We start from the raw sequence: 25,003 nt of genomic DNA on the forward strand, positions 1-25,003 counted from the left end.
GATGCTCATTAATGCAACCCAGTCGGAAGAACGCCGCCTGGCCATCGTCGACGGCCAAAAGCTGCTCGACTATGAAATTGAAATCGAAGGCCGCGAACAGCGCAAAGGCAATATCTACAAAGCCGTTGTGACCCGTGTAGAGCCCTCGCTCGAAGCTTGCTTTGTGGACTACGGCGAAGACCGCCACGGCTTCTTGCCATTCAAAGAAATTTCCAAACAGTACTTTGCTGAAGGCGTGTCTGCGAGCCAAGCCCGCATCCAAGACGCCATCAAAGAAGGCCAAGAACTCTTGGTCCAAGTGGAAAAAGAAGAGCGTGGCAACAAGGGCGCAGCCCTGACCACCTTCATCAGCTTGGCCGGTCGCTATGTGGTGCTCATGCCCAACAACCCACGTGGTGGTGGCGTCAGCCGCCGCATCGAGGGCGACGACCGCGCAGAACTCAAAGAAGCGATGGACCAATTGGAATACCCCAAAGGTATGTCCATCATCGCGCGCACTGCTGGCATTGGCCGCAGCGCCCCCGAGTTGCAATGGGACTTGAACTACTTGCTCAAGTTGTGGACCGCCATCGACGGCGCCAAGGGTGCCAAAGGCGCGTTCTTGATTTATCAAGAATCCAGCTTGGTCATCCGCGCCATCCGCGACTACTTCAACCATGACATCGGCGACATCTTGATCGACACCGATGACATCTATGAGCAAGCGCACCAGTTCATGGCCCACGTCATGCCTGAGCACGCCGCTCGTGTGAAGCGCTACAGCGACGAAACGCCGTTGTTCAGCCGCTTCCAAATCGAACACCAAATCGAATCGGCCTACGCCCGCACCGTCAACCTGCCATCGGGCGGCGCGATTGTGATTGACCACACCGAAGCCTTGGTGTCGGTGGACGTCAACTCAGCCCGCGCCATCAAAGGCGGCGACATCGAAGAAACCGCCACACGCACCAACCTTGAAGCTGCGGACGAAGTGGCCCGCCAAATGCGCTTGCGCGACTTGGGCGGCCTGATCGTCATCGACTTCATTGACATGGACGAAAGCCGCAACCGCCGTGACGTGGAAAACCGCTTGCGCGAAGCCTTGCGCCACGACCGTGCCCGCGTGCAATTTGGCACCATCAGCAAATTCGGCTTGATGGAAATGAGCCGCCAACGCCTGCGCCCAGCGCTGAGCGAAGGTGCTTCGATTCCTTGCCCACGCTGCGGCGGCTCTGGCCACGTGCGTGACACCGAGAGCTCGGCGCTGCAAATCTTGCGCATCATCCAAGAAGAGTCCATGAAGGACAACACGGCTGCCGTGTACGCCCAAGTGCCGGTGGAAGTGGCCTCGTTCTTGTTGAACGAGAAGCGCACTGAAATTGCCAAGATTGAAATTCAACAACGCTTGAACGTGTTGCTCGTGCCGAACAAGACACTGGAAACACCGAACTACAAGTTGGAGCGTCTGAAGCATGACGACCCGCGCCTCGACCGCGTGGAAGCCAGCTACAAAATGGCCGAGGAGTTTGAAGACCCCACCGCCGTGACACGCCGCTCACAAGAGCCTACAAATAAGCAAACGCCCGTCATCAAAGGCGTGTTGCCTGATGCACCTGCGCCAGCGCATTTACCCAAGCCAGCAGCACCGGTGAAAGCCGCGGCTCCTGCGCACGCCGCACGCGGCGCCAAGCCAGCAGCCAAAGCACCCGAAGCCAAAACTGGCCTGTGGGGTTGGTTCACCGGTTTGTTCAGCAGCGACTCAAAAGAAGAAACCAAGCCAGCCGTAGGTGACAAAAAGCCAGGCGAACGCGGCGAGCGCCGTGATGGCCGCAGCGCCAATGGCCGAGGCGGCCGTGGTGGTCGCGGCGGTCGTGGTGGTGATCGCGCTGAGCGCGGGGACCGTCCAGAACGCAGCGCTGAAGGCCGCAACGAACGTAACGTCGAAGGCCGCAATGAGCGCAACGCCGAGGGCGTTGAGACCCGTGGCGAACGCCCTGCACGCGGCGAGCGTACAGAACGTGGTGAACGCAATGTGGAACAACGCGGTGAAGGTGGTCGCAGCGAGGGTGGCCGCGAAGGCCGCGGCCCACGCCAAGACCGCAACCGCGGTGGACGCGGCGAAGGCCGAAATGGTGAAGCCCGTCAGGTTGAAGGCCAAGCCGCGCTCGACAACAACGCATCACCTGAAGCCCAAGCAGAAGCTCGCGCCAAAGCACGCAACGAACGCATGGCCCGCGAAGAACGCGGCGAAAGCACCGAAGGCGGCAACGAGCCACGCGAACCTCGCGGTGAACGCACAGAGCGCGGCGAACGTACTGAAGGTGGCCAAGGCCGTCGCGAACGCAGTCCACGCGGTGAACGCAACGACGGTCGCCGTGAACGCGCCCCTCGCTTGGACGAAAACGGCAACCCAGAAGTCTTGCCACTCGACCCAGCTGCTGGCACCGAAGGCCAAGCACCGCAAACCGACGAAAACGGTGGCGAGCGTCGTGAGCGCCGCTCACGCGACCGTTACGGCCGTGACCGCCGTGAGCGTGGCGACCGCGCACCGCGTGAAGAAGGTTCTGCAGAACACGCCGACAACGGCCAAACTGCTGAACACGACCACGCAGCGCATGACCACACGTCAAACGAGCAAGCCCCACAAGAAGCCCGCGAGCCACGTGAACCACGTGAGCCACGCCAAGCCCGTGAACCACGCGGTGAACGTGCTGAGCGCCCTGAGCGTTCAGACCGCGCACCACGCCACGCGCCGCGTGAAGAAGTGCAACCATCAGCACCTGTGGCCCAAGCCTCAGCCCCCGCTGGCATGCCACGCATTCAAAGCTTCACACTGCCTTTGACAGAAATGCAAGCCGTGGCCCAAGGCAGCGGTTTGGAATGGGTCAACTCCAATCCAGACAGCATCGCCGCCGTGCAAGCCGCCATTGCAGCCGAGCCAAAGCCCGTGCATGTGCCACGTGAACGTGCGCCGCTGGTGATCTTGGATGAAGGCCCACTGGTGTTGGTTGAGACCCGCAAGGATCTGTAAACCATCCACACCCCGTAAGGGGTGATGAGCCCCAAACAAAAAGGCCTAGAGTGATCTAGGCCTTTTTTATTTGTGCACGCAACGCAGTTTTATGCAGCCACTTCAGCCGCTCGTTTCCAACACAACTGGGCACGCGCCGTGTCTTCTTTTTGCTCGGCCAATTGGGCCAAGATACGCCAAGCTTGGCGCTTCATATCTGCGTTGGCCAGTTGCGGTGCAGCTTGCTCCAACATCTGTTGGGCTTTGCCCCACAGGGCGTGATGCCAGCACACCATGCCAGCCAAGTAGTGCAACTCCACCCAACGTGGGTAGGTTTGCCGTGCGCGGTCGATGCTGGCCAGCCACTCGGGATCGGCGGGCAACAACACCAAGGCGCGAGCCAAAGCTTGAGCCACGCGCTCGCGAATGGCGGGCGCGCAGCTGTCGGGCTGCTGCACCATGCGGTTCCACAGGGGCGTGAGCCAGGGCATCACAGCCGTGGCTTCGCCGCTGAGTTTGATCATGCGGTGCGCTGCATGCAGCACCACTTCGGGTTGGTTGCGTTCGGTCGCTTCTAGGCTGTCCCACGCGCGCTGCAATTGGGCACTGTCGTGCGCTTCGTTCAAGCTGGCCACAGCCAACTCACGCAACAAGCTTTGTGCGGCCGTCTCTGAAAACGCGCCATGCTTGGCCAGCAAACGCGCTGTGTCTAACGCCAAAGTGTGTTGCTGATCCAAACGCGTGGCTTTGAGGCGCATGCGCAGCGCGAGGGTGCGACGTGCGGGGCCATGACGCAGACCATCCAACCACCGCAGGGCTTCGGGCGCGTCACGGTCGCTCAAGGCCCAACGGGCTGCGCCCAAATAGGCCGACTCCATCGCAGCTTCGACCGCATCATCCTTTTGGTTATGCCCCAAGGCCATGACCGATTGCAGATGTGACACACGGGCGTCCCGGTCACGCAAGGCGTGTGCGCTTTCGGCCGCCACCAGATGTGACAAAGCGCGCAACTGTTGTGTGTGTCGCAAGGGGGCGTCATCAGCGGTGCGCACCGAAGTCAGCAAGGCTTCCAACGCCAACGCTTGCTCAGCAGACTTGACGGCTCGCACATAACGGCCGCTCCACAGTTCAGACAAAGCATCCAACAAAGCCGCGTGCATCGCACGCTCTTTTTGTTGCAGGCGCCAGCGACGGGCTTGGTGGGGCAATTCAAACAAAGCCGACATGGCACGCCATGCCAAGTGCATCACCACAAACAGCACCACCAACACCAGCAACACCAAGTTGAGCGACAGGTCCACACGGTGCGGCGACCAAAATACAGTCACCGTGCTTTGGTTACCACCCGCGAACAAAGCCGAAGCGACGGCCACACCAAACAAGGCCACAAACCAGAGCGCGGCTTTCATCTCAACGCCCCGCTGCTGCAGTGGTGAGGGCCGCGATGGTGTCATCCACGCGCGGAATCTCGATTTGTTTGGACTGCGCCAGCACCTCACGCGCCAGTGCCAAAGTGGTTTGGCCTTGACGGGTTTGCATGTCAAAGTAATGGGCCAAATCGTCGTTGGCTTGCTTCATGTCGGACTGCACCACATCAAAGTGACGGGCCAACAAACCCAAACGGGCGTTGAGCAAACGCAGCTTGAGGTTTTCACGCACAAAATAGCTTTGGTCGGGCGCGAGCATGCTGGCTTCGGGTTTGTCGATGCGGCTCACGCGAATGAGGTTTCTCGCGTCGTCCCATATGTCAGACAGCACCTTCTCCCACCAGCTCATGCTGATGGCTTTGGCCCAACTTGTGGCGGGCACAGGTTGCACGGGCTTGTCTTTGGTGACCACGCCCACAGCGTTGACCATGGGCAGGGTGTCCACCACGCGCACCAGCTCGTCCAGTTTGAACAGCAAGGCAGGTGTGTCGGCCACAGCGGTGGCTTTGATGCGTTCGATGTCACGGGTCACAGCACGCATCACGGGGGCGAGGCGGGGTTGCGCGACTTTGGTCAATCGTTGCTCGGCCGAGTTGAGTGCGGCCAGCAAAGGTTGAACGCTGCCGGTGAGCTGCGCTTGTTGCTGAGCCAAACGAATGGCCGACTCAATGTCGACCACCAAGTTTTCGTCACGCGAACGCGAGAGGCTTTGCATCAGCTCTTCGAGTTGGCTGCGTTGCAGCGACACTTCACCGAGTTTGGCGTCGGTCACCGCCAAACGTGCGGCGGTTTCACGCGCCAGCTCTTCGGCTTGTTTGGACATCACACGTGCTTCCACGGCTTGGCTGCCCGTATCGGCGCTTTGGCGTGCCAGTTGTTCTTGAATGCCCGAGAGCTTGGCCCACATCAGGCCCGAGCCCACAGCACCCACCACAGCCAACACACCGATGCTGCGCGTGAACCACTGACTTGTGTCCGTTGTGCCACCGGTGTTCGCGCTATTGAACTCACTCGCGTTGGCAAGCGGTTCAGTCGTGGGGCCCAAGGGCGGGAGGTTGGAGGTGTCGTCGTGCTCTGGCTTCATGCCAGAGATTCTAATGAGACTAACAAGTCTGGTAGTGACGGCTTAGACATCTGAATCTCGCCAAAACCCAAGGCCTGCGCCGTTTGGGCAATGCGTGGATGGGTGGCGATGCAACGGGCTTTGGCCCAGCTTTGGGCTGGCAAAGCATGCCCGAGGTTTTGAATGGCCTGCGAACTACTGAAGCACCACACGCTGCCATCCGTCGCAGCTTGAACGGCTTGCGTTGTTTGCTCATGCGACCACTCAGGCGCACGTCGCTCATAAGCCACCACAAACTGAGCGCATGCACCTGCGGCTTGGAGTTGCTGGGCCAGCCAATCGCGGCCTGTGCCATTTAGCGCGGCGTCCGGCTCGGTGTTGACGTCTTGGCCCCGCACGATGAGCACAGGCTTGCCCGCCTGCACTTGGGCTGACACGCGTTGCCACAAAGCCTCTGAATCAAACTGCGCGGCGTCAACGGCAGGGCTGGCTATGCACGCCTCGGGCACACCCGCTTGCAGCAAGGCTTTGTGGGTGCCGGGTCCGGTGGCCCAACAGCGTGGGCCGTTCACCCAAGTAGCGCTGGTCGCTTGCAGCGCAGCCGGCTGGCGTTCAAAGAAATAACGCACGGCTTGAGCGCTGACAAACATCACCGCTTGAAACTCTGGCCATTGCGCCCATGCCTGCAACACAGGTTGCGCGTTGTGCATGGGCCCCACATCAATCAAAGGCAGCGCCAGCGCTTGATGGCCAGCGTTTTGCAGCGCATCCACCCACGTTTGCGCATCGCCTGCGGGTCGGGTGATGACAACGCGCATAACTGGCCGCGCAGCTTTAGTGAGCGCCTTGTTCGCGCAACTGGGCAGCCACCGATTCGCCCAGCAAGTTGGCGGCATCACGCGAGGCGGGGTCAGCCGCATTCAACGCTTGCTTGACTTCAGCACGCAGCAACACCGGCGCGCCCGATGGGTCGCCCCAAGCAGCTTGCAAGTGCAGCACGCCATCGGTCAAGGTGGCGTGTGCGGCCAAAGGCATGGAGCAGCTGCCGCCCATAGCGCGGCTCACGGCACGCTCGGCGGTCACGGTCAACCAAGTGGCGGCATCGGCCAGCGGGGCCAAGGCTTGAGCTACATCGGCGCGGTTGCTGCGCACTTCAATGCCCAAGGCGCCTTGCCCTGCAGCGGGCAACATCTCAGTGGTTTCAAAAATGTGACGAATGCGCTCGCCCAATCCCAAACGCTTCAGACCCGCAGCAGCCAACACAATGCCGTCGTACTGGCCTTCGTCGAGCTTGCGCAAACGGGTGTCGAGGTTGCCGCGCAAGGGCTCAATTTTTAAATCGGGGCGCAAGGCGCGCAGCAGCACGGTGCGGCGCAGGCTCGATGTGCCCACCACCGCGCCATGTGGCAAATCATTCAGGTGTGCGTAGGTGGACGACACCCACGCATCACGCGGGTCTTCGCGGGTCATCACGCATGCCAAGTCAAAGCCTTCGGGCAAATCCATGGGCACGTCTTTGAGCGAATGCACGGCCAAATTGGCGCGACCTTCTTCGAGGGCCACTTCGAGTTCTTTCACAAACAAGCCTTTGCCGCCCACTTTGCTGAGACTGCGGTCCAAAATTTGGTCGCCCTGGGTGGTCATGCCCAACAGCGCCACGCTGTGGCCTTGGGCCTGCAGCAAGGCTTGCACGTGCTCGGCTTGCCACATGGCCAAACGGCTTTCGCGGGTGGCGATGGTCAAGGAAACGGGAGAAGTAGAGGCAGTGGACAAAACAAAACTCACTTTTTCAGGGCCACGACGCGCGTGGCGAAATCAATTGCCGCAAATGTTAGCAGGCGCGCCATAGCGAGAAGCGGCCGCCAGCCCGATAAAATCTCAGACTTATGACAAACCAACTCGACAAAAAATCCCAAGCGTGGTCCGCCCTGTTTTCTGAACCCATGAGCGAGTTGGTCAAGCGCTACACCGCCAGTGTGTTCTTTGACAAGCGCTTGTGGCAAGCCGACATCACGGGCAGCTTGGCCCACGCCGAGATGCTGGGCCACCAAGGCATCATCGGCAAAGACGACCAAGCCGCCATTGAAAAAGGCATGGCGCAAATTTGGTCTGAAATTGAATCCGGCCAGTTCGAGTGGAAGCTCGACCTCGAAGACGTGCACCTCAACATCGAAGCGCGCCTCACCCAACTGGTGGGCGATGCTGGCAAACGCCTGCACACAGGCCGCAGCCGCAACGACCAAGTGGCCACCGATGTGCGCCTGTGGTTGCGCAGCGAGATGGACCTGATCATTGACTTGTTGGTCGATTTGCAAAAGTCACTCGTGGAAGTGGCCGAGAAAAACGTCGAAGTCATCTTGCCCGGCTTCACCCACTTGCAAGTGGCCCAGCCCGTGAGCTTTGCGCACCACCTGTTGGCCTATGTGGAAATGTTTGCACGCGATGCCGAGCGCATGAGCGACGTGCGCCGCCGCACCAACCGCCTGCCTTTGGGCAGCGCTGCTTTGGCTGGCACCACCTACCCACTGGACCGCGAACGCGTGGCCCGCACATTGAGCATGGTCGACGAACATGGCAACGCACAGGTTTGCCAAAACAGCTTAGACGGCGTGAGCGACCGCGACTTTGCCATTGAGTTCACGGCCGCCGCCAGCCTGTGCATGGTGCACATCAGCCGCATGTCGGAAGAGTTGATTTTGTGGATGAGCCAAAACTTTGGCTTCATCAAAATTGCCGACCGCTTCACCACTGGCAGCTCCATCATGCCGCAGAAGAAAAACCCAGACGTACCCGAACTCGCACGCGGCAAAACGGGTCGTGTGGTGGGCCATTTGATGGGCCTCATCACCTTGATGAAAGGCCAGCCCCTGGCCTACAACAAAGACAACCAAGAAGACAAAGAGCCGCTGTTTGACACAGTCGACACACTCAAAGACACGCTGCGCATCTTCAGCGAAATGGTGGGCGGCCAAGTCAACCCTGCCACAGGCCAGAAAGAAGGCGGCATCACCGTCAATGCCCAAGCCATGCAAGACGCGGCCAAAAAAGGCTTTGCCACCGCCACCGACTTGGCCGACTACTTGGTGAAAAAAGGCCAACCCTTCCGCGATGCCCACGAGACCGTGGCCCACGCCGTCAAGGCCGCCGCCAGCCACAACTGTGATTTGTCTGAGCTGCCTCTTGACGTGCTGCAAAGCTTTCACCCCGCCATCGAAAAAGACGTGTACGACTGCTTGAGCCTGCATGGCTCACTGAATGCCCGCAACACCTTGGGCGGTACAGCGCCCGTGCAGGTGCGTGCGCAGATTGAGCGCCATCACCAACGACTGGCTTAATGTCGGCCGCTCAAGATCCGCGTAGCGCCCTTCGCGCTATCGCGATCTTTGATGCAGCCATGGGCTTGGCCGCGCTGGCTGGCTTGATCGCCGTGCTTGATTTGCTGCACCACGATGTGCGTGCGCTGGCGATGTCCTTGATTGGCCGATTTGGGCTTGATCCCGAGTCGCATTACCCCTCGCTGCTGCTGCACTATGCCGATGTGCTGCCAGACACCAATGTGTCCATGCTGGTGTTGCTCTTCTGCGCTTTCATTGCCCTGCGATTCGTTGAAGCCACAGGCCTATGGCTAGGTAAGGTGTGGGGCGAGTATGTGGGCGCGCTGTCGGGAGGCGTCTACATTCCGTTCGAGCTGGTGCATTGGGTGCGCGAGCCCACATGGATCAGCGCGTTTGTTGTGCTGTTGAATGTGCTCATCGTGAGCTACCTCACGCACGCTTTGTGGCAACGAATGCAACTCAAGGCCGCCGCGCAATAGGTCAGCGCTTAATGCCGTCAGTGACACCAAAGCTATAAGCCCCAAATGGGTCATTAAGTTCTCAATTAATTACTTAAAATGCTGAAATGTTTAGCACTTTCAGCATAAATAAATCCGTCAGCCGCCTCATCGTTCTGGCCGTGGTTTTTAAATGCCTGATTGGAAATGCCCAAACAGAAAGTGACCCGCATCGTCGCCACTGGAATTACCAAGCGGGCATTGACACTTGGCATCTTGATGCATCCGTCGACAAAGACCCTTTACCTGGCTACAACGAAGCCAATTCAAACTTGCTGTTGCCCAACTCTTACACCCAGTGGCAATTCAAGCAAACCTCGCCCTTTGGACGCGTGACAGGCACTGAACAGTTATCGCGCAATGTGAGCTTCAATTTCAAAGCGAAAGCTGATCAGTCACAAGGCATCAAGGTCAACGAAGCCAGCTTTCAAAAAGATATCTCCCCCTCCCTAGCGCTTCGGGTTGGCGTGGTGGACTACAAAACCAGCTGGTGCAGAACTTACGACACCGACAACGGCTGGATACAAGACATTGAAGCATTCTGTGTGACACCACAGTTTCGTGACGTTTCAGGCGGAGCACCTGGCCTGCAAGCCGTGACGAATACCAATTGGAAAGACTACCAAATACAGACGCTGGCAGGAATTTACAACCCATTGCTATTGAACTACGCACCCAAGGAGTTTGGCAACGTGGTCCCTAGCCCCCAGTACTCGGTGACATCCAATAAAAAAACCAGCCTTAATTTGAACGTGCTTGACTTGATGACGTCACTCGAAACACGCATTTCATACATCCATACAGACCAAGCGGCGTATAGCCCGGAAAAAAATTTACGAGGTACGACCAAACAGGCTTACGACTTACTCTATTTTGGGCTCAACGTCCCCACGAGATATCCAGATTTAGCTGTTCGCCTCACGCATGTGCTTCAACACCAAAAGGCCACGTGCTGGTCCAGCGTCGCTCAGTTAGCAAGCAGATGCAATCTGAACGCCACCTCACAAAAACACGCGACATCCATTCAGTTGAGCTACAGACACACGAGCAAAAATTTATTTTCTTTGGGTGTGAGTGAAACAAAAATTGCACAACAAGCCGATTTCTTCACGCCTGATCTGCAAGTTTTCACACACTTGGAAGATCAGTTTTATATCCGGCTACACCAAGCATCAGCCGCTTGGCGTCGCGATTGGGGAGATGGTTTCTTTGCTGTCGGGCAATTCATCAAAGCCAAACAAACCAGCGGCCAACTAGGGATCAGAAACCCTTCTGAGGGTTACGCGTTCGGCATACGTTTGGGCTACCAATATTAAGCACCTATGCGCAAATACCTGATCGGCTTATTGGCATCCACTCTTGTGTCTGGTTGTGGAGGCGGTGGCACAGACCCCATCTCCATTCCCCTGACTGACATCGCACAGTTCACTGGCGTTTGGACATATGCGAACACCGCTTATGAACAGTGCTATCCCACTTACGACATTGACAACAACTTTGTTTACGCCCTGAAATACGGGCCCGTCACACAGACCCATCGCCTGCAGCAAACTGAGTATTATTTTTTCTCTGATGCAAACTGCAATCACCAAATGGGAACGATTGCCGATGTCTGTGACATCACTTGGTCAGTCGCAACTGGCGGCACTGACCTGACGAACACGGTCCGAATGCAATGCGCCAACTACACCCGAACTTTCATTGGCATCACACCTCAAGGCCCTGTCAATGCCAACTATGTTTACAAAGACCTCTGGCACATCAGCGATAACCAGGTGTATTTAGGCGTTTCCACTGGGCCCTTGAATGATGGCGGCTACCCAACACAGCTGGAAACCTTTGCGACATATAAGAAGTAGCCAAAACACTTATTTAATTTTTTTCATCCCCACTGTCGCACTCTTCACAGGTCTAACGCACACCTCGGGCTACCATCTGTCTCAAATTTAGGAGACACCCCATGCCCGTGATTACCAACATCGAAGACTTGCGCGTTTTGGCAGAAAAACGCGTGCCCCGCATGTTCTATGACTATGCCGACTCTGGCAGCTGGACCGAAGGCACGTACCGCGCCAACGAAGAGGACTTCCAAAAAATCAAGCTGCGCCAGCGCGTGGCCGTGAACATGGAAAACCGAAGCCTGGCCACGAAGATGGTGGGCATTGATGTGAAGATGCCCGTGGCCATTGCGCCCGTAGGCCTGACCGGCATGCAAAGTGCGGATGGCGAAATCAAAGCTGCCCGCGCTGCTGAAAAATTTGGCATTCCGTTCATCTTGTCCACCATGAGCATTTGCTCCATGGAAGACGTGGCCGCGGCCACCACCGCGCCCTTCATCTATCAGCTTTACATGATGCGCGACCGCGAAGCCATGGCCAACATGATTGAGCGCGCCCGCAAAGTCAAGTGCAGCGCCTTGGTGCTGACCCTTGATTTGCAAGTGATTGGCCAACGCCACAAAGACCTGAAAAATGGCCTGACTGCGCCACCCAGCCCCACCATTGCCAACATCATCAACCTGATGACCAAGCCCCGTTGGTGCCTTGGCATGGCCGGCACACGCCGCCACACGTTTGGCAACTTGGTGGGCCACGTCAAAGGGGTGAGCAACATGAAGTCGCTCTCCTCATGGACCAACGAACAGTTCGACCCACGCTTGTCGTGGGAAGACGTGGCTTGGGTCAAAGCACAATGGGGCGGCAAGCTCATCCTCAAAGGCATTCAAGACGTGGAAGACGCCAAGCTGGCCGCACAAAGCGGTGCAGATGCGATTGTGGTGAGCAACCACGGCGGTCGCCAATTGGACGGCGCGCAGTCGAGCATCGAAGCCCTGCCCGCTATCGTGGCCGCTGTGGGCGACCAAATTGAGGTGTGGATGGACGGCGGCATTCGCTCAGGCCAAGACGTGCTCAAAGCTTGGGCCTTGGGCGCACGCGGCACGTTGATTGGACGCGCCATGGTGTATGGCCTCGGCGCGATGGGCGAAGAAGGCGTGACAAAAGCACTGCAAATCATCCACAAAGAGTTGGACGTGACCATGGCGTTTTGCGGCCACACCAACATTCAGAACGTGAACACCAACATCTTGCTGCCGGGCACGTTTCCAACGGCGTGAGCTTCTGATTGAGGCACATGGATTGAGGCACACTTAAGGGATGAGTGAAGACACAACATCCCCTGCAGCGTCCCCCAAAGCATCCACCGGCGTCAGCGCTTGGTGGCGTGCCCTGAGTATTTTTCTGGCCCTCGTGGTGTTCATCGGCTGGGCGTTCAGCGCCAGCATGTATGAGCAATTGAAAGCGCAAATCCACCACTTGGAAGCCAAGCTGGTTGAGATTCCGCAGGTGCGCGAAGTGTCTGTGTTGTTAGACGACGCACAAGCCCCCGCCATGCTGCTGACCTACGACCCGAAAAATCAAAAGCTACAAGTGCAACGCCTCAACGACGTGCTCGAAGGCCGCGAACAAGCCCTGCATGTCTGGGCCATCGCCGAAGACGACACCCCACGCATGCTGGGCGTGCTGGCCAACAAATACAAAACCCAACAGCTTGATGTGCCGACCCAAGCCCTAGAGGGCGCACGCAGCTTAGCCATCAGCGTGGAAAACAAAGACCGTGGCCCGCGCGACGGGAAGCCACGCCAGCCTTTTCTCTTCAAAGGCTGGTTGGTGCAAAAAGCAATTTAACTCGGTGCAGCCCGGGTTGATGAGGCTGAGCTATGACCACCTCGCCTGACACAACGCACCAACGCCGCATCGCCCACCTCGACATGGATGCGTTTTATGCATCTGTCGAACTGCTGCGCTACCCGCAGCTCAAAGGCTTGCCGGTGGTGATTGGTGGGGGTCGCCGCCGCATTGACGACATGCTGGACCGCTTGCGTGAGGCGCACCCCGACTACGCATGGTCGCAAGACAAGCTGCACGAAATCCCCCTTGACTTCTTTCCGCGCATCGCAGGCTACACAGGACGGGGCGTCATCACCACCGCCACCTATGCGGCGCGACAGTTTGGCGTGGGCTCGGCCATGGGTGTGATGAAGGCCGCCAAGCTCTGCCCCGACGCCATCCTGCTACCCGTGGACTTTGACCAATACCGACACTACTCTCAGCGCTTCAAAGCCATCATCACCGACATCGCGCCATTGATGGAGAACCGTGGCGTAGACGAGGTCTACATCGACTTCACCAACGTGCCCGGTGGCCAACGCGAAGGTGGGCGCGTGTTGGCACGGTTGATTCAAAAAGCCATCTTTGACGACACAGGCCTCACCTGCTCGGTGGGCGTGGCCCCAAACAAGCTGCTAGCCAAGATGGCGAGTGAGTTCAACAAACCCAATGGCATTTCCATCGTGCTACCCGCCGATTTGGAAACCCTGATTTGGCCCCTGCCCTGCCGCAAGATCAACGGCATTGGTCCCAAGGCCGAAGGCAAGCTGGCGAAGCATGAGATTCACACCATTGGCGAATTGGCCCAACGCGACCGCGTGTGGCTGATGCAGCACTTTGGCAAGAGCTATGGCGCATGGCTGCACGACGCGGCCCACGGCAAAGACGACCGCGCGATTGAAACCGAAAGTGAGCCCGTCAGCATCAGCCGCGAAACCACGTTTGAGCAAGACCTGCACGCCGTGCGTGACCGTGAAGCCCTCAGCGCCATCTTCACCAAGCTGTGTGAACAAGTGGCCGCCGACTTACAACGCAAGGGCTATGTGGGCAAAACCATTGGCATCAAGCTGCGCTATGACAACTTTCAAAGCGTCACACGCGACCAAACACTTGGCACTTATGCCAACCAAGCCCATGCCATTCGCGCAGCCGCTGGCCAGTGCCTCAAGCGTGTGGATCTCTCGCGGCGCTTGCGTTTGCTGGGCGTGCGCGTGGGCTCGTTGATGAAGCTAGAAGACTGGCAAGCACAAGGCTTACGGGCGGATGAAGCCCCAAGCCAGCCCTACACAGAATCCTTGTTTGGGGATGAATTACACCAAAAGTGATCAATGCAAACCACAGGCGAAAATAACAAAATCTACAACGTAGGATTTTGCAAATGCACGCTCTCAAACGAACGCTATTTGGACTTTTTGTCAGCGCCTTGTTGGTAGCTAGCGCAGCAAATGCGGCTTGCTTGGGTGAACAAAGCAGCACCAAGGTCTACACCTTTGACGTGGTACCTCAGCACACGGCCGCCAAGATTTACACCACTTGGTCGCCCCTGCTGCAACGTGTGGGCCAAGAAGCGGGTTTGTGCTTTGAGCTGCGCGTGGCTGCCACCATTCCGGAATTTGAACAAAAGTTGCTCAAGGGCGAGCCCGAGTTTGTGTTTCTCAACCCGTACCACGCTGTACTGGCCAACCAAAAGAAAAAATACCAACCCATCTTGGCTGACAGCGAAGATTTGCTGACCGGCATCTTGGTGGTTCGAGCAGACAGCCCCATCAAAAGCTTGGATGAACTGAAGGGAAAGAACATTTCCTTACCCGCACCCAATGCTTTTGCAGCCTCTTTGTTGATACGCGCAGAAATGGCCAAAAGAAAGATCGACATCAACCCCGTGTTCGTGAAGACACACAGCAATGTCTACCGCTCGGTCATTGGCAAAGACGCCATCGCTGGCGGCGGCGTGAACTACACGCTCGACAACGAAGTGCCTGAAGTACGCCAGCAATTGCGGGTGTTGTTTGAATCACAGGCATATACCCCACACCCTGTGGCCACACACCCTTCAGTGCCCGCCGCTGTGCGTGAGCGCTTCCTCAAAGCCATGCTCAAACTCACGCAAGACGAAGAGGGGCGCAAGCTGCTCGATGGCATCAACCTCAGCAAGCCCCAAGCCGTGACGTATGCCAAGCATTACAAACCGCTGGAGTCCTTGCATCTTGAAAAGTTTTTGGTCTTAACCGGACAGTGACATGCGCCAACGTTTGAGCTCTGCGCAGTGGAAAAATATCAAGCCCGCCCTCTTGATTGGGCTGGCTTTGGCGCTGCTGCAAATTGGCTCGGGTGTGGCAGCGTATTACCAATCCAAGAGTTTGTTGTGGGAAGGTAAGTACCAAACCTCACAAAATTTGTCGCGCGGCTTGGTGGTGGCGGTGGCTGACCAAATGGTGTTGAAAGACTATGCCTCGATCGAGTCGCGTATTCTGCAAACCATGTCCAACATCGAAGTGGCATCGGTCATATTGACCGACACCACGGGCAAAGTGCTGTCAGCCCTCAAACGTGCACCTGGTCAAGAACCGCGCTTGATGTTTGACCCCCAATGGGTCACCACACCAGAGGTCGATCAAGCTGTTTTGCAATCTCGCGACAAAGACTTCATCACCACCTGGGTCAAGGTGAGTTTGGGCTCTGACCTCGGTTGGGTGCGCTTGCAAACCTACAACGAACTCGACAGCGCCGACCTAGGCAGTTTGCGGCAACAAAACTTGCTGCTGTCTGTGCTGTCGGTAGTTTCGGGCATCGTCATCTTGGGCGTGTTTTTGTGGCGTGCGTACTTCACAGTGGTCAAGCGTGAACACATGTTTGAAGTCAAGCTCGACGAGGCCACCAAACGCTTGCTGCAGTCAGAAAAACTCGCGTCTTTAGGCGAACTGGCAGCGGGCGTGGCCCACGAAATCAACAACCCCGTCGGCTATGTGTCGTCCAACCTCACCACCTTGCAGAAGTATTTGACGGTCTATGAAAAAGTGCTGGATGCACCCCAGGCAGACAACGATGAAATGACCGCGCTCAAGAAAAAGCTCAACTATGCGTTCATTCGCGACGACTTGCAAAACTTGGTGAAAGAAACGCAAGAAGGCGTGGGCCGCGTCAAGGCCATCATCCAAGACTTGAAAGACTATGCGCGCACCAATGCGGCCACGCACTATGTGGCGTCTGACATCCAAGTGGGATTGAAATCCACCCTCAACATTGCCCGTGTGCAACTGAAAAACCGCTGTGATGTACGCCTGGAGTTGGGCAAGCTGCCTTTGGTCGAATGTGCACCTTCGCAAATTGACCAAGTTTTTTTGAACCTCATTGTCAATGCGGCGCAGGCCATGCCTGAAGGCAAGATGGGCATGATTGACATTCGCACCGACGCCGATGACCAGCAGGTGTGGGTTGAGGTGAAAGACAACGGCCCCGGCATTCCACCCGACGTGTTGAAAAAAATCTTCGATCCGTTTTTCACTACCAAAGACCCAGGCACGGGCACGGGTCTAGGGCTTTCTGTGTCGCAAAACATTATTCAGCAGCATGGCGGCACCCTCACTGTGGACAGCACGGTGGGCGTGGGCACCACATTCAAAATCACACTTCCCATCAAACGCCCTGAGGCCAAAGGATAACGATGAGCGATACCCACGATGCATTTGATGCCAGCCAATACAAAGTATTGTGCGTAGACGATGAGCCCAATATTTTGTCGGCCCTGCGCCGCATGTTGTCGCTCGAAGGCTTTGAAGTGTTCACCGCCGACAGCGGTGCACAAGCCTTAGAGCTGCTGGCACGTGAGTCTGTGAACGTCATCATTTCTGACATGCAAATGCCGGGCATGAACGGCACTGAGCTGCTAGAAAAAGTACGCCAGCAATGGCCACACACGATGCGCCTGATGCTCACTGGTGCATCCGATGTGTCGGGTGCGATTGAGGCCATCAACCAAGGTGCAATTTACCGCTACACCGCCAAGCCTTGGAACGATGAAGAACTGCTGAGTACCCTCAAGTCAGCCATTGCTTTTGGCACCTTGGCCAACGACCACGACCGTTTAGAAGCGCTGACTGTGGCGCAAAAAGAATCGCTCAACGAGATGGTGGACACGCTTGAGTCACGTGTGCAAGAGCGCACAAAAGATCTGCGTGCAGCTTATGTGGCCTCGATCAAAGCCTTTTCCAATATCTTGGAATTGCGCCGTCCCGACTTGCTGCCCCACTCGCGTCGCGTGGCCACACTGTCCATGAAAATGGCCAAGCTCGTGGGCCTGAGTGATGACGAATGTCAATCGGTTTACATCGCAGGCTTGCTGCACGACATTGGAAAAATTGGTTTGAGCGACCGTGTGCTCAACACCAAGTTCATCGAGCTGCCTTTGGCTGACGCCAAGGTGTACCGAACACACACCACCATGGGCGAAAAGACACTCAACACCTTGGATGACATGCAAGTCGTGGCCGCCATCATTCGCTCGCACCACGAGTACTTCAACGGCACGGGATTCCCTGACGCGCTGTCAGGCAAAGCCATTCCCATCGGCGCACGCATCGTGGCCATCGTAGAAGCCTACGAAGAACTGCAATCTGGCGACTACGCCAAAGCCCAGAGCACACCGGCAGACGCAGTGCGCGTGATTTTGAGCAACAAGGGCACGCTGTTTTGCCCCGAGATGACCGACGTATTTGTAAAGGCGTTACGAAGCTAAGTGCGCTGCATCACTGGCGAGCTGTGCGCACATTAGACGGCATGGGCTGCGGGTGGCTGGTGCGCCACGGGTTGATGTCCAAGCCACCGCGACGCGTGTAACGCGCATACACCTCTAGGCGCAGCGGTTTGCAGCGACGCGTGATGTCCATGAAGATTCGCTCCACGCATTGCTCATGAAACTCATTGTGGTTTCTAAAGCTCACGATGTAGCGCAGCAAACCCGCTTGGTCAATTTGCGGTCCGGTGTAGCTGATGCGCACACTGCCCCAGTCGGGCTGGCCGGTGACCAAGCAATTGCTTTTCAACAAGTTGCTGGTCAAGGTCTCAGTCGTGGGCGCTTCGTTGAAGTTGGCTGTGAGCAACTCGGGGTTGGGTTGGTATTGATCACACTCCAAATCTAAACGGTCCAAGCTCAGGCCATCCAGTTCATGCACGGGTTCGCGGTCAAAGTTCTCGGGCATTACCAGTTGCACACCCACGCTGGCTTTGACGGACTCGCCATGCCAAATGCCCGCACTCAGGTCTTGCCGCAGGCGGGTTTGTAAATCAGCGATGTCATCGATGCGCGTGTTGTTGAAGCTGTTCAAGTAGAGCTTGAACGATTTGCTTTCGATGATGTGGGTTGACTCAGCCGGCACGGTAATGCGCGCCAAAGCCACTTGGGGTTTGCCGCGCGTGTTGAGCCAGCTCAACTCATACGCGGTCCACAAATCAGCGCCAAAAAATGGAGGTTGGGCAGGAACGCCGATTTCATCGCGCTTAGCTTGGCGAGGAATCGGAAACAACAAAGATGCGTCGTACTGGTCCACATAGGATGACGATTTACCCAGCTGGGATTGTTCAGGGGTGTTCATTGATTCAAACCTCTAATTTGCGGCGAAACACTTTGCGGTCAGGCTCAGACACTGCTGCGTCAAACGCATAGCCTTCGAGGTGAAAGCCTTCCAAACCTTTGGGCGTTCTGACTTGGTGGCTCACAGCGTAGCGCGTCATCAAGCCACGTGCGCGCTTGGCGTTGAAGCTGATGATTTTGTATTTGCCGCCTTTGAAGTCTTCAAAAACGCACTCAATCACGCGGGCTTTGAGGGCCTTGCGGTCCACCGACTTGAAATACTCTTGCGAAGCAAGGTTGACGATGATGGGCTCTTGCTCAGCACTCAGGCGTTCGTTCAAATAGTTGGCGATCTGCGAGCCCCAAAATTTGTAGAGATTGCTGCCTTTGTCGTTGGCCAATGCCGTGCCCATTTCCAAGCGATAGGGTTGCATCCAATCGAGGGGGCGCAGCACACCGTAGAGGCCGCTCAAAATGGCCACATGCGCTTGCGCCCAGTCCAAATCTTTGGGCTTCAAGGTTTTGGCGTCTAAGCCCTCGTACACATCGCCGTTGAACGCCAGCACGGCTTGCTTCGAATTTTTCGCCGTGAACTTCGGCGCCCATGCTTGGTAGCGGGCCACGTTCAAGGTCGACAGGGCATCACTCAAGCTCATCAAGCTGGCAATGTCTTGTGGGGATTTTTCTTTGAGGATGTCGATCAACTCAGCGGACTGCTTCACGAACAACGGTTGCGTGTGCGGCACATCGCCGGCAGGGGTGTCGTAGTCAAGGGCTTTGGCAGGTGAGAGCAGGAACAACATAGGGCAACAAGGCTTCGCGAAGGATGCATGAATTATCAGGGGTGACGCCTGTTCCCCTAGGTAAAATCTGGCTTTTGCCTTTAGGCTCAACGGCAGCAATGATGCATGCCGTTTTTATTTGTCAAAGACCCCCATGAGCAACACGCCCTCCACCCCAATCGAACAACCCGGCCTTGAGCGCTTGTCCAAATCGTTCGAACCCGCCGCCCTGGAAGCCCATTGGGGCCCCGAGTGGGAAAAACGCGGCTACGGCGTGGCAGGTTTCCGTGGCACGGGCACACCCGCAGCAGACGCACCCGCATTTGCCATTCAGCTGCCGCCACCCAACGTGACCGGCACGCTGCACATGGGCCATGCGTTCAACCAAACCATCATGGACAGCCTGACGCGTTACCACCGCATGTCTGGCTTCAACACCGCATGGATTCCCGGCACTGACCACGCCGGCATTGCCACGCAGATCGTGGTGGAACGCCAGCTGCAAGCCAAAGGCATCAGCCGCCATGACATGGGCACCAGCCCCGCCGAAGCGCGCAAGAACTTTGTGAGCAAGGTGTGGGAATGGAAAGAAGAATCGGGCAGCACCATCACCAACCAGATGCGCCGCATGGGCGACAGCGTGGACTGGAGCCGCGAATACTTCACCATGGACCCCAAGTTGTCCAAAACCGTGACCGAAACCTTTGTGCAGCTCTATGAGCAAGGTCTGATTTACCGCGGCAAGCGCCTGGTCAACTGGGACCCGGTGCTGATGAGCGCGGTGTCAGACTTGGAAGTCGAGAGCGAGGAAGAAGACGGCTCGATGTGGCATATCCGCTATGACTTGGCCGATGGAAGTGGCTCGCTCACCGTCGCCACCACCCGCCCCGAAACCCTGCTGGGCGACGTGGCCGTGATGGTGCACCCAGAAGACGAGCGTTACAGCGCTTTGATCGGCAAACAAGTCAACCTGCCTTTGTGCAACCGCACCATCCCCGTGATCGCCGACGACTACGTGGACAAAGAGTTCGGCACGGGTGTAGTGAAGGTGACCCCAGCACACGACACCAACGACTACGCGGTGGGCCAGCGCCACAAGCTGGACATGATCTGCGTGCTCAACCTTGACGCAACCATCAACAGCAACGCCCCAGAAAAATACCGAGGTCTCGACCGCTTCGTGGCCCGCAAAGCCGTGGTGGCAGACCTTGAAACCGCAGGCCATTTGGTCGAGGTGAAAAAACACAAACTCATGGTGCCCCGCTGCGCCCGCACCGGCCAGGTGATTGAGCCCATGTTGACCGACCAATGGTTTGTCGCCATGAACCAAGTAGGCAAAGGAGACGCCACAGGAAAAAGCATTGCGCAAAAAGCCATCGACGCTGTGCAAACAGGCCAAGTGAGCTTTGTGCCCGAAAACTGGGTGAACACCTACAACCAGTGGATGAACAACATTCAAGACTGGTGTATCAGCCGCCAACTGTGGTGGGGCCATCAAATTCCGGCCTGGTACGACGAAGACGGCAAGGTGTATGTGGCGCGCGACGAAGCTGAGGCGCAAGCACAAGCGGACAAGGTATCGCCTGGCAAGACTTTGAAGCGCGACGAAGATGTGCTCGACACTTGGTACTCGTCAGCGCTGGTCCCCTTCTCCACGCTAGGCTGGGCCGCTGGCTCCGAAGGCGTGGGCACTGGGGATGGGCGCAGCGACATTCTGAGCGAAGCGAAGAGGAGCAAGACCGTCTCCGGTGCCCACGCCCTCGGAGCCAGTGAGAGCCAACAAAGCGATTACGACCTGTACTTACCAAGCAGCGTCTTGGTCACCGGCTACGACATCATCTTCTTCTGGGTCGCCCGCATGATCATGATGACGACTCACTTCACAGGTCGCGTGCCGTTCAAGCATGTGTACATCCATGGTTTGGTGCTCGACGCGCAAGGCAAGAAGATGAGCAAGTCTGAGGGCAATGTGCTTGACCCCGTGGACTTGATTGACGGCATCACGCTTGAGCCCTTGCTCGACAAACGTACCCAAGGCTTGCGCAAACCTGAGACTGCGCCCAAGGTGCGCAAGCAGACCGAAAAAGAATTTCCAGAAGGCATTCCTGCCTACGGCGCTGATGCGCTGCGCTTCACTTTTGCGGCACTCGCGTCATTGGGTCGCAGCATCAACTTCGACAGCAAACGCTGTGAGGGCTACCGCAACTTCTGCAACAAGGTGTGGAACGCCTCACGCTTTGTGTTGATGAACTGCGAAGGCCAAGACTGCGGCCTCAAAGAACACACCAAAGCCGAGTGCGTCGTCGGTGGCCCAGCCCATGGCTACTTGAAGTTCAGCCAAGCCGACCGCTGGATTGTGTCCAAGCTGCAACGCGTGGAAGCCGACGTGGCCAAGGGCTTTGCCGAGTACCGCCTCGACAACGTGGCCAACACGATTTACGACTTTGTGTGGAACGAGTTCTGCGATTGGTATTTGGAAATAGCCAAGGTGCAAATCAACACAGGCGACGACGCTCAGAAACGCGCCACGCGCCGCACCCTGATTCGCACGCTAGAAACGATTCTGCGCTTGGCCCACCCCATCACCCCCTTCATCACCGAAGAGTTGTGGCAAACCGTGGCGGTGGTGGCCGGTCGCGTGAAGGCGGACGACAAAGCGGCTTCCATCAGCATCTCGGCTTACCCCGTGAGCCAGCCTGAGCGTATTGACGAACACGCAGAGGCCCATGTGGCACGTGTCAAGTCTCTGGTCGATGCTTGCCGCAACTTGCGCGGCGAAATGGGTGTGTCACCCGCCACCCGCATGCCTTTGTTTGCATTGACTGGCAGCGCTGAAGAACACGCGTTCATGCAAGGCGTCGCACCCGTGTTGCAAGCCTTGGCCAAGCTCAGCGAAGTCAAAGTGTTTGACGACGAGGCCGCTTGGTCTGCCGCTGCACAAGCCGCGCCTGTGGCTGTGATTGGTGAGTTGCGCGTGTGCTTGTTCATCGAAGTGGACGTGGCTGCCGAGAAGATTCGCTTGGGCAAAGAAGTGGAGCGCTTGCAAAACGAAATCACCAAAGCAGGTGCCAAGCTCAGCAATGAAGCTTTCGTGGCGAAGGCCCCGCCCGCCGTGATTGAAGAAGCCAAGAAGCGCGTGGCCGAATTCACGGCCACCTTGACCAAAGTGCAAGAGCAGCTTGTCAAATTAAAGTCATAAAGACTCCCTAAAATTGTCACAAACATAATTTTCAAAAAACATGACAAAACCACTCACCAAAGCCGTTTTTCCTGTCGCAGGCATGGGCACACGCTTTTTGCCCGCCACCAAAGCCAGTCCCAAAGAAATGCTGACTGTGGTGGACAAGCCGCTCATTCAATACGCGGTGGAAGAGGCTTATGAGGCTGGCATTCGTGAAATGATTTTTGTCACGGGCCGCAGCAAACGCGCCATTGAAGACCACTTTGACATGGCCTACGAGTTAGAAACCGAACTCGAAGCCGCTGGCAAACAAGCCCTGCTCGACATCGTGCGCAGCGTTCAACCCGACGACATGCAATGCGTTTACGTGCGCCAAGCGCGTGCACTCGGACTAGGCCACGCTGTGTTGTGCGCCGAGCACTTGGTGGGCGACGAGCCTTTCGCCGTGTTGCTGGCCGACGACTTGATGCGTGGCAAAGCCGGCGGCCCTGGTGTGTTGAAACAAATGGCAGAGGTGTTTGCACGCACGCAGTCGTCTGTGTTGGCTGTGCAAGAAGTACCACTTGAGCATGTGCACCGCTACGGCGTGGTGGCAGGTACGGACATTGGCAACCGCTTGGTCGACATTCAACAAATGGTGGAAAAGCCCAAAGCTGAAGTGGCGCCATCACGCACCACAGTGGCGGGCCGCTACATCTTGACGCCAGCGGTGTTCGAGCGCATCCGCGCGGGCGGTCGTGGTGTGCAAGGTGAGATTCAGCTCACCGACGGCATTGCCGGTTTGTTGGCCACCGAAAAAGTATTGGCCTACTCCTACGAAGGTAAGCGCTTTGATTGCGGCAGCAAAGTAGGCTTCTTGCAAGCCAGTGTCGAGTTGGCTTTAGAGCACCCAGAAGTGGGCGCTGAATTCAGCGATTACCTCAAGCAACTCAAGGTCGCATCATTCAACGCCGAATGATTCAACGCCGCTTGAGGATGTGAATGAAGTCGCTGCCCTCTGTGGTTTGCGACAACAACTCATTGCCGGTTTGCTTGGCAAACGCCGCAAAGTCACGCACCGAGCCCGTGTCAGTCGACACCACCTTCAGCACCTGACCGCTCTCCATGGCGGTCAGCGCTTTTTTGGCTTTCAAAATTGGCAGCGGGCAATTCAGGCCGCGTGTGTCCAGTTCAACATCGATGTTCATGCTGGGAACACCCCTGTCGACAAATAACGGTCACCTCGGTCACACACGATGAACGCAATCGTCGCGTTCTCGACCTGCTGCGCGATTTGCATCGCCACCCAGCAAGCCCCTGCGGCGGAGATGCCGGCAAAAATACCTTCTTCACGGGCCATGCGGCGACACATTTCTTCGGCGTCGTCTTGGCTCACATAGACCAACTCATCCACATGGCTGGCATCGTAAATTTTGGGCAAATACTCTTGTGGCCATTTGCGAATGCCAGGAATGCGCGAGCCTTCTGAGGGCTGCGCACCGATGATGCGAATGGCAGGGTTCTGCTCTTTCAAAAAGCGCGACACACCCGTGATGGTGCCCGTGGTACCCATGGCGCTCACGAAATGCGTGATGCGGCCCTGCGTTTGCGCCCACAGCTCTGGGCCTGTGGTCTCGTAGTGGATGCGTGGGTTGTCTTCGTTGGCAAATTGATCCAACACGCGACCTTTGCCTTCTTTGGACATGCGCTCCGCCAAATCACGGGCGTATTCCATGCCGCCGCTCTTGGGCGTCAAGATCAGCTCGGCACCAAACGCCTTCATGGTTTGGGCGCGCTCGATCGACAAGTCCTCGGGCATGATGAGCACCATGCGATAGCCCTTGATGGCCGCAGCCATGGCCAGCGCAATGCCGGTATTGCCCGAAGTCGCTTCAATCAGGGTGTCTCCAGGCTTGATGTCACCGCGCTCTTGGGCCCGCTGAATCATGGACAAAGCGGGACGGTCTTTGACAGAACCAGCAGGGTTATTACCTTCGAGCTTGCCCAACATCACGTTGCCGCGTTGGGCGTTGTCTGCAGCGCCAATGCGCTGCAGGGCAATCAGCGGCGTCTTGCCAATGGCATCTTCAATGGTGGGGTAAATGGGGTGTGAACTCATAGACCGATACTGTGCCACAACTCATGCACCATCGGCCAGCACTCAGCCAGTGGCTGACGTGGTTCTTTTGATTTGAATTCCCTTGAAGGGCGCACGCGCCGCATCAGGAAAATTATTATTTTCCACATAGGCACTGGCGTAGTCACCCATGTACTGATCACCCGCACCATGCGACCCTGTTTGACTTGGAATGTACAAAGCATCAGACACAGCACGACGTAGGTTGATGACACACATCCACAGCCGTTTAAAAGCAGCCATACTCGACCCCTTTTTAAAGATACAAACAGTTTATACCGTTTAATCAACTATGCAACTAATTTTGATCAAAGAGTTGGTGTCATGCAACACAGCATCGACCGGCTTTCATTTTTGAAATTTATGCCAATCAACG

Annotated in this window: 22 protein-coding genes; 13 read left to right on the plus strand and 9 right to left on the minus strand. The window is 56.9% G+C overall.

Annotated elements, in window-relative coordinates; genetic code table 11:
• Window position 1: 1 nt before the first annotated feature.
• Window positions 2-3,010, plus strand: a complete 3,009-nt coding sequence (locus tag RMR24_RS01890; protein ID WP_310613400.1) for an Rne/Rng family ribonuclease — start codon at window positions 2-4, stop codon at window positions 3,008-3,010.
• A gap of 89 nt (window positions 3,011-3,099) precedes the next feature.
• Here the strand turns inward: RMR24_RS01890 and RMR24_RS01895 are convergent, their stop codons facing one another.
• From RMR24_RS01895 to hemC, 4 genes are read right to left on the minus strand one after another with little or no spacing between them, the layout of a single operon-like run.
• Window positions 3,100-4,398, minus strand: a complete 1,299-nt coding sequence (locus RMR24_RS01895; RefSeq protein WP_310613401.1) for a heme biosynthesis HemY N-terminal domain-containing protein — start codon at window positions 4,396-4,398, stop codon at window positions 3,100-3,102.
• Window position 4,399: 1 nt separating this feature from the next.
• A complete protein-coding gene (locus tag RMR24_RS01900) occupies window positions 4,400-5,500 on the minus strand; it encodes a uroporphyrinogen-III C-methyltransferase (protein ID WP_310613402.1) in 1,101 nt (366 codons plus the stop codon).
• Window positions 5,497-6,297 (minus strand): uroporphyrinogen-III synthase, encoded by an 801-nt coding sequence (locus RMR24_RS01905; protein ID WP_310613403.1) that lies wholly within the window; start codon window positions 6,295-6,297, stop codon window positions 5,497-5,499. The genes RMR24_RS01900 and RMR24_RS01905 overlap by 4 nt, the downstream gene beginning before the upstream one ends.
• A gap of 16 nt (window positions 6,298-6,313) precedes the next feature.
• Window positions 6,314-7,189 carry a hydroxymethylbilane synthase gene (hemC, locus tag RMR24_RS01910; protein ID WP_405023298.1) on the minus strand — a complete coding sequence of 292 codons (876 nt, stop codon included), beginning with the start codon at window positions 7,187-7,189 and terminating at the stop codon, window positions 6,314-6,316.
• Window positions 7,190-7,365: 176 nt separating this feature from the next.
• Here hemC and argH point away from each other — a divergent pair, with 176 nt between their 5' ends.
• The 10 genes from argH (at window position 7,366) to RMR24_RS01960 (ending at window position 17,714) form a co-directional block, all read left to right on the plus strand.
• Window positions 7,366-8,814 (plus strand): argininosuccinate lyase, encoded by a 1,449-nt coding sequence (gene argH, locus RMR24_RS01915; protein ID WP_310613405.1) that lies wholly within the window; start codon window positions 7,366-7,368, stop codon window positions 8,812-8,814.
• On the plus strand, window positions 8,814-9,293 hold the full coding sequence (locus RMR24_RS01920; protein WP_310613406.1) for a DUF2127 domain-containing protein: 480 nt from the start codon (window positions 8,814-8,816) through the stop codon (window positions 9,291-9,293). The genes argH and RMR24_RS01920 overlap by 1 nt, the downstream gene beginning before the upstream one ends.
• An 86-nt stretch (window positions 9,294-9,379) precedes the next feature.
• Window positions 9,380-10,627 carry a hypothetical protein gene (locus tag RMR24_RS01925; protein ID WP_310613407.1) on the plus strand — a complete coding sequence of 416 codons (1,248 nt, stop codon included), beginning with the start codon at window positions 9,380-9,382 and terminating at the stop codon, window positions 10,625-10,627.
• A 6-nt stretch (window positions 10,628-10,633) separates the two neighbouring features.
• Complete coding sequence (locus tag RMR24_RS01930; protein WP_310613408.1) at window positions 10,634-11,170, plus strand: hypothetical protein; 537 nt, start codon at window positions 10,634-10,636, stop codon at window positions 11,168-11,170.
• Window positions 11,171-11,271: 101 nt separating this feature from the next.
• The gene (locus RMR24_RS01935; protein WP_310613409.1) at window positions 11,272-12,426 is read left to right on the plus strand and encodes an alpha-hydroxy acid oxidase; all 1,155 of its coding nucleotides are present in this window, start codon (window positions 11,272-11,274) and stop codon (window positions 12,424-12,426) included.
• A gap of 40 nt (window positions 12,427-12,466) precedes the next feature.
• A complete protein-coding gene (locus RMR24_RS01940) occupies window positions 12,467-12,997 on the plus strand; it encodes an anti-sigma factor domain-containing protein (RefSeq protein WP_310613410.1) in 531 nt (176 codons plus the stop codon).
• A 32-nt stretch (window positions 12,998-13,029) separates the two neighbouring features.
• A complete protein-coding gene (dinB, locus tag RMR24_RS01945) occupies window positions 13,030-14,304 on the plus strand; it encodes a DNA polymerase IV (RefSeq protein ID WP_310613411.1) in 1,275 nt (424 codons plus the stop codon).
• A 53-nt stretch (window positions 14,305-14,357) separates the two neighbouring features.
• Window positions 14,358-15,218, plus strand: a complete 861-nt coding sequence (locus tag RMR24_RS01950; protein ID WP_310613412.1) for a phosphate/phosphite/phosphonate ABC transporter substrate-binding protein — start codon at window positions 14,358-14,360, stop codon at window positions 15,216-15,218.
• 1 nt (window position 15,219) lies between these two features.
• Window positions 15,220-16,641, plus strand: coding sequence for an ATP-binding protein (locus tag RMR24_RS01955; protein ID WP_310613413.1), 1,422 nt, complete (start codon window positions 15,220-15,222; stop codon window positions 16,639-16,641).
• Window positions 16,642-16,643: 2 nt separating this feature from the next.
• Window positions 16,644-17,714, plus strand: coding sequence for an HD domain-containing phosphohydrolase (locus RMR24_RS01960; protein ID WP_310613414.1), 1,071 nt, complete (start codon window positions 16,644-16,646; stop codon window positions 17,712-17,714).
• A 10-nt stretch (window positions 17,715-17,724) separates the two neighbouring features.
• On the opposite strand, the gene queF is transcribed toward RMR24_RS01960, so the two are convergent.
• Together queF and yaaA are read right to left on the minus strand one after the other, a co-directional pair.
• Window positions 17,725-18,570 carry an NADPH-dependent 7-cyano-7-deazaguanine reductase QueF gene (gene queF / locus RMR24_RS01965; RefSeq protein WP_310613415.1) on the minus strand — a complete coding sequence of 282 codons (846 nt, stop codon included), beginning with the start codon at window positions 18,568-18,570 and terminating at the stop codon, window positions 17,725-17,727.
• Between the two features lie 4 nt (window positions 18,571-18,574).
• On the minus strand, window positions 18,575-19,351 hold the full coding sequence (yaaA, locus tag RMR24_RS01970; protein ID WP_310613416.1) for a peroxide stress protein YaaA: 777 nt from the start codon (window positions 19,349-19,351) through the stop codon (window positions 18,575-18,577).
• 133 nt (window positions 19,352-19,484) lie between these two features.
• On the opposite strand from yaaA, the gene RMR24_RS01975 reads away from it, so the two are divergent.
• Together RMR24_RS01975 and galU are read left to right on the plus strand one after the other, a co-directional pair.
• Window positions 19,485-22,529: a valine--tRNA ligase gene (locus RMR24_RS01975; RefSeq protein WP_310613417.1), complete on the plus strand. Its 3,045-nt coding sequence runs from the start codon at window positions 19,485-19,487 to the stop codon at window positions 22,527-22,529.
• 40 nt (window positions 22,530-22,569) lie between these two features.
• Entirely contained in the window at window positions 22,570-23,469 is a 900-nt protein-coding gene (gene galU / locus RMR24_RS01980) for a UTP--glucose-1-phosphate uridylyltransferase GalU (protein ID WP_310613418.1), read from the plus strand.
• Between the two features lies 1 nt (window position 23,470).
• Here galU and RMR24_RS01985 read toward each other — a convergent pair whose 3' ends face one another.
• The 3 genes from RMR24_RS01985 to RMR24_RS01995 are packed head-to-tail and all read right to left on the minus strand — an operon-like array spanning window position 23,471 to window position 24,870.
• Entirely contained in the window at window positions 23,471-23,698 is a 228-nt protein-coding gene (locus tag RMR24_RS01985) for a sulfurtransferase TusA family protein (RefSeq protein WP_310613419.1), read from the minus strand.
• Window positions 23,695-24,609: a cysteine synthase CysM gene (gene cysM, locus RMR24_RS01990; protein WP_310613420.1), complete on the minus strand. Its 915-nt coding sequence runs from the start codon at window positions 24,607-24,609 to the stop codon at window positions 23,695-23,697. The genes RMR24_RS01985 and cysM overlap by 4 nt, the downstream gene beginning before the upstream one ends.
• 42 nt (window positions 24,610-24,651) lie before the next feature.
• Window positions 24,652-24,870 (minus strand): hypothetical protein, encoded by a 219-nt coding sequence (locus tag RMR24_RS01995; protein WP_310613421.1) that lies wholly within the window; start codon window positions 24,868-24,870, stop codon window positions 24,652-24,654.
• Window positions 24,871-25,003 lie beyond the last annotated feature (133 nt).

It is taken from the genome of Limnohabitans sp. (assembly GCF_031539105.1).
GTDB lineage: Bacteria > Pseudomonadota > Gammaproteobacteria > Burkholderiales > Burkholderiaceae_C > Limnohabitans.